This window comes from uncultured Campylobacter sp. (genome assembly GCF_938031315.1).
Taxonomy (GTDB): domain Bacteria; phylum Campylobacterota; class Campylobacteria; order Campylobacterales; family Campylobacteraceae; genus Campylobacter_B.
In genome coordinates, this window is sequence record NZ_CALHHT010000166.1 from 1 (window position 1) to 4,766 (window position 4,766).

Annotated in this window: 5 protein-coding genes and 1 pseudogene; 3 read left to right on the forward strand and 3 right to left on the reverse strand. The window is 48.6% G+C overall.

From position 1 onward, the window contains the following. Together Q0236_RS04390 and galU are read right to left on the reverse strand one after the other, a co-directional pair. Positions 1-329, reverse strand: a pseudogene (locus Q0236_RS04390) (glucose-6-phosphate isomerase); the annotation flags it as partial. Then, entirely contained in the window at positions 316-1,152 is an 837-nt protein-coding gene (galU, locus tag Q0236_RS04395) for a UTP--glucose-1-phosphate uridylyltransferase GalU (RefSeq protein WP_297915487.1), read from the reverse strand. The pseudogene Q0236_RS04390 and the gene galU, both read right to left, overlap by 14 nt. Positions 1,153-1,222: 70 nt before the next feature. On the opposite strand from galU, the gene Q0236_RS04400 reads away from it, so the two are divergent. Further along, positions 1,223-1,831, forward strand: a complete 609-nt coding sequence (locus tag Q0236_RS04400) for a YigZ family protein (protein WP_297915489.1) — start codon at positions 1,223-1,225, stop codon at positions 1,829-1,831. A gap of 229 nt (positions 1,832-2,060) precedes the next feature. Here the strand turns inward: Q0236_RS04400 and Q0236_RS04405 are convergent, their stop codons facing one another. Next, the gene (locus Q0236_RS04405) at positions 2,061-3,269 is read right to left on the reverse strand and encodes an MFS transporter (RefSeq protein ID WP_297915491.1); all 1,209 of its coding nucleotides are present in this window, start codon (positions 3,267-3,269) and stop codon (positions 2,061-2,063) included. 162 nt (positions 3,270-3,431) lie between these two features. On the opposite strand from Q0236_RS04405, the gene Q0236_RS04410 reads away from it, so the two are divergent. Then, complete coding sequence (locus Q0236_RS04410; RefSeq protein ID WP_297915493.1) at positions 3,432-3,803, forward strand: HIT family protein; 372 nt, start codon at positions 3,432-3,434, stop codon at positions 3,801-3,803. Beyond that, positions 3,800-4,618 carry a cache domain-containing protein gene (locus Q0236_RS04415; protein ID WP_297915495.1) on the forward strand — a complete coding sequence of 273 codons (819 nt, stop codon included), beginning with the start codon at positions 3,800-3,802 and terminating at the stop codon, positions 4,616-4,618. Before Q0236_RS04410 ends, Q0236_RS04415 begins: the two co-directional genes overlap by 4 nt. The last annotated feature ends 148 nt before the right edge of the window (positions 4,619-4,766 follow it).

The following is a 4,766-nucleotide window of genomic DNA, read 5'->3' on the forward strand; positions in this document are numbered from 1 at the left end:
GCAAAATTTAGCCCTTCTAGCGCGCGATTTACGCTGCGCCCGTCGAGATTATCCAAAATTTCAAAGCGCAGATCTTTGCGGATTTTACCCGCTAGCATCTCATAAAGCGCCCGCACGCCCACGCTGGAGCCGCCGATGCCCAAAAGCACGACCCCATCGTAGCTTCGTGCGCTAAAAAATTCCTGCGCCCGTGCTATTACGCCCGCGCCTTGCTGCGGCAGGCGGTAGTAGCCTATCTCGCCGCTTTCGTATTCGGCGCGGATCTTTGCCGCTACCTCTTCTAGCGCGCCGTCTTTTGCCGGAGGGAAAAACAGCTCATTTTTTACCATCGCTAAATTCTCGCTCGTAGAAATATTTGATCGCGTCCACGTAGCCTTTTACCGAGCCGCAGTCGAAGCGAGTGCCTTTAAATTTATACGCGATCACCACGCCGTTTTGAGCCTGCTTCAAAAGCGCGTCGGTGATCTGCACCTCGCCGTTTTTACCAGGCGCCGTCTGCTCGATGAGATCGAAAATATTGGGCGTTAGGATGTAGCGCCCGATGATGGCTAAATTCGACGGAGCCTCGCCGGGCTCCGGTTTTTCGATCATATCCGAGACCATTATCAGATCGTCGCTGATACTCTTTCCTGCGACGATGCCGTATTTATTTACGTCCTGCGGCGGCACCTCCATCACTGCAACGACGCTGCAGCGGTACTTTTCGTAAATTTTAACCATCTGCGCAAGCACGCCCTCGCCGTTTTCGTTCACGCACAGATCGTCTGCGAGCACCACGCCGAAAGGCTCGTCGCGGATTAAAATTTTACCCGTATAAATCGCGTTACCGAGCCCCTTCATCTGCTCTTGGCGCGTAAAAGAGAAGGTGCAGCGCTTCATAAGCGCCCTGATCTCGTCGAGCAGATACTCCTTGCTGCTGCCTGAAATTTGATCCTCCAGCTCGTAGCTGCGGTCGAAATAATCCTCCAGAGCGCGCTTGCCGCGACCCGTGACGAACGCCATATTGTCCATGCCCGCCTCCAGCGCCTCGTCCACGCCGTAGTGAATGAGCGGCTTGGTAAGGATCGGAAGCATCTCTTTTGGTAGCGATTTAGTCGCGGGCAAGAAGCGCGTGCCGTAGCCCGCCGCGGGAAATAAACAAGTCTGGATCATGAAGCTCCTTTGATCTTTTTTTGAACTTTTATTATAATGCAAAAAAGATAAAATTCCGCAAAGGAAAGCCTTGAAAACGATTGAAAAAGAGATCAGCGCCGCGCAGGAGATCAAAAAATCAAGCTTCATCGCCTATCTAGCGCCGCTAGCGAGCTTTGAGACGCTGCGTGCGCAGTTGCGGCAGCAACACCCCAAGGCGCGCCATATCGTCTGGGCGTATCGCGCGCTGAATGAGCCCGGGCAGATCGTAGAAAACTCAAGCGACGACGGCGAGCCCAAATCGACTGCGGGCGCGCCGTGTCTAAACGCGCTTCGCGGCGCCGAGCTAATTAATGCCGCCGTGCTCGTGGTGCGCTACTTCGGCGGCATCAAGCTAGGCACGGGCGGGCTCGTGCGCGCATACGCTAGTAGCGCGAATGCCGCGATAGACGCCGCTGCGGATGCCGCAGAGCTAGTGGAATTCGTGCTGCGTAAGAAGTGCATATTTTTCGTGCCGTTTGCGGCGGTGGCTAAATTTGAACATTTTTTAAAAAAATCAGGTTTTGTTTATGAGGCGAGCTTCGGCGCTGCGGGGGCGGAGTTTAGCGCAGAGTTTAGCGTGGAGGAATTTGAAAAATTTATGGGTTTTGCAGACGCTCTCGCGCCGGCCCTTAAAATGCTGCACGAGCCGAAATTTTAAAATTTCAAAATTCTATAAAATTTAAAAGCCCCTCTCGGCTAAATTTGAAAGTATAAGCGGATTTTGCATTTTATCGCATTATCGCAACGGAATTTTAAAGCTAAAGTGAAATTTCATCGTGCGAAACATAAAATCCGATAAATTTTAAAATTTTCAAAATTCTGTCGTAATTTAGCTTGCAAAATTTCGCGAAAATTCCGTCCGTAAATTTCAAAATCCCATAAAATTTTTAAAATTTTACGTGCTTCATCTTAGCTTCACGCGCAGGTAGGCTTAGCAGAGCTGCAATAGCCGCTAGCGTCATATCCAAATACCACATATAATCATACGCGCCGTATGCCCGTACCGCAAGACCCCCGATATATGCGCCAAAAAATCCACCGATTTGATGCGAAAGCATCGTAAATCCAAATAGGCTTGCTAAATATCGCGTCCCTAATAGCTTACCTACGGCAGCCGCAGTAGGCGGTACGGTCGCTAGCCAGGTAAATCCTAATCCCACGCTGAAGATATAAAACGTAAGGCTATATTTGGGCGAGAGCACATAAGCACCAATAAGAGCGATACGCAGAGTATATATGCAAAATAAAATGACTTTACAGCGCACTTTGGAAACACACCAACCTACGAATAAGCTGCCTACGATGTTTGCGATGCCAATCAGTGCGAGCGAAAAGGACGCTACCTGCGCGCCATGCCCGCTTAGTGCTACTTCACTAGGCAGATGCGTCACTAAAAACGCTACGTGAAAACCGCACGTAGCAAAGCTTAAATTTATCAAAATATAGCTTTTATCGCGCAGTGCCAAACGCAGAACTTCGCCTAAGCTGCGCTTATCTTCTTCATGCAGGCTGGTTTGCTCGCCAAGTAGAATTTTACAGCTTGCTAAAAGTCTCGCAAGAGGCAGAATTAGCAGACTTAGCCCTGCGAGCGTAAAAAATGCGCCGCCGTATCCTAAAGCGGGCGTTGCGATGCAAAACCCAATCATAGGCGCAAATAAAAACTGCCCGAACGAGCCGCCTGCATTTAGCACTCCGCTGGCAACCGAGCGGATAGAAAATGGCAGGCGCTTTGCCATTAGGCTCATTAGAATCGGAAAACTACCCGCGCCAAGCCCCAGTGCAAGCCCAAAACCCATCGTTAATACAAGCGAGCTTTCGCTACTAAATAACGGCACAAGAGTGCAACTAATCGCCAAAAGCACGCTGCCCCAAAACAGCACGACGTAGGCACCGAGCTTGTCTGCAAGTATCCCGCTAAGCGGTTGCGAAAAGCCCCATACCAGCTGCGTAGTTGCCATCGCAAAGCTTACTTGCGCGATGGATAGGGAATTTGCTTGCATTATAGGTTGTACGAAAAGACCTAATGACATACGAATGCCCATCGTAATCATCAAAATCGCCGCGGCGCATAGGATCATTATCCAAACTGATTTCATATATATTCCTTTTAAAAGGCAGAATTATAACATAAAAATTACGAATATATCGAGATTTTATAGATATATTTAATTAATGTATTTTAGTATATTATTTATGTAAGAGGAATTTACCGAGCTTTAATGGGCTTTGCATTAAAATTCCATTTTCAAGGAGAAGCGATGATTTACGAAGATGAGATGATTTACGTGGAGCGCGAGGAGCACGAAGTGCCGTGGGTGAAGGTCTTTACGAAGGCGAAATTTAAAGAGCTTAGCGACTGCGATGAGGCGACGTTGGCGCATCTGTGGCGCGCCGTGCTTCAGTGCGAAAAGAGCCTGCGGGAGTTTTACGCACCCGATAAGATCAACATCGCAAGCTTTGCCAACTACGTGCCGCGCGTGCATTTTCACGTCCAGGCGCGTTTCAAAAACGACAGCTTTTTCCCGGAGTCCGTCTGGGGAAAAAAGATGCGAAACGGCAAGCTAAATCTGCCAGAATTTAGCGAATTTGCAGAAGTTTTAGCGGCAAATTTAAAGATGGAATTCAGATGATAGGCGCGCGCTCAAAAAAATACCTAAGCCTTTTCGCGCTTGCTTGCTGCGTCGCCACCTTTGCGTTTTACCTGCGCTTTAAAAGCGAGGAAAACGAGATAAAAATCAAGCAGCAGTTCGATTTCAGCGCGAGTCTGTTTGAAAAGATCGTCGATGAAGAGAAGCTAAACGCCTTTGCGATCTCGCTGATTTTGTCGCAGAACAGCGACGTGGTGCGCTGCTTTGAGAGCGGCAAACACGGCGAGTGTATGGACGTGACGAAAAAATACAAAGACATTTTAAGCGCAGTGCCCTTCTATACGGGCGTGAAGATACATTTTCACACGCAAAACATCAGAAGTCTAGCCAGAAGCTGGAGCGACGAATTTTACAACGACGATCTGAGCTCCTTTCGCCATTCGCTTTTGCAGATCCGCCAAAGCCTGCTTCCCAAAGCGCTCGTCGAGATGGGGCGGTGCGGGGTTTTTATGCGCGGAATTTCGCCGGTTTTTAGCGACGGTAAATTTATCGGAAGCGCCGAGATAATGCTCGATTTCGAACACGTCATCGCGCAGATCAACCGCATGGGAAACGATATTTTTATCTTAGTCGATAAGAGGTTTGAGACCGACTGCTTTTACGATAAAATAGGCGTTATCAAGGACTTTATCGTCGTAAACAGCGCGCCGGATTACGACGTTTTGTCGATTTTGGCGACGCTTGATTTTGGGGCGCAGAGTTTTATCAAAAAGGACGGGCATTATTTTTACGTGCGGGCATTTTCGGACGAAAACGGCACGAAGCTGGGCTATATAATTTTGCACCGCGAAGGCTAGCGGCGGGATTAAATTTAGGCGCCTGTCGCTTGTTTGTTTCGTAGCGGCAGCGCGGCGAGCGAGCGTTTTAAATTTAATCGCAAGATCGCGGAAATTTACGCTGAAATTTTAAATTTTAAAAGGAGCGTCGGTATGAAATTTTATAAAT

Excerpts from the sequence above, each read along its gene's own strand:
- galU (WP_297915487.1), bottom strand. The coding sequence starts at position 1,152 with ATGATCCAGACTTGTTTATTTCCCGCGGCGGGCTACGGCACGCGCTTC.
- Q0236_RS04405 (WP_297915491.1), bottom strand. The coding sequence starts at position 3,269 with ATGAAATCAGTTTGGATAATGATCCTATGCGCCGCGGCGATTTTGATG.
- Q0236_RS04410 (WP_297915493.1), top strand. The coding sequence starts at position 3,432 with ATGATTTACGAAGATGAGATGATTTACGTGGAGCGCGAGGAGCACGAA.
- Q0236_RS04415 (WP_297915495.1), top strand. The coding sequence starts at position 3,800 with ATGATAGGCGCGCGCTCAAAAAAATACCTAAGCCTTTTCGCGCTTGCT.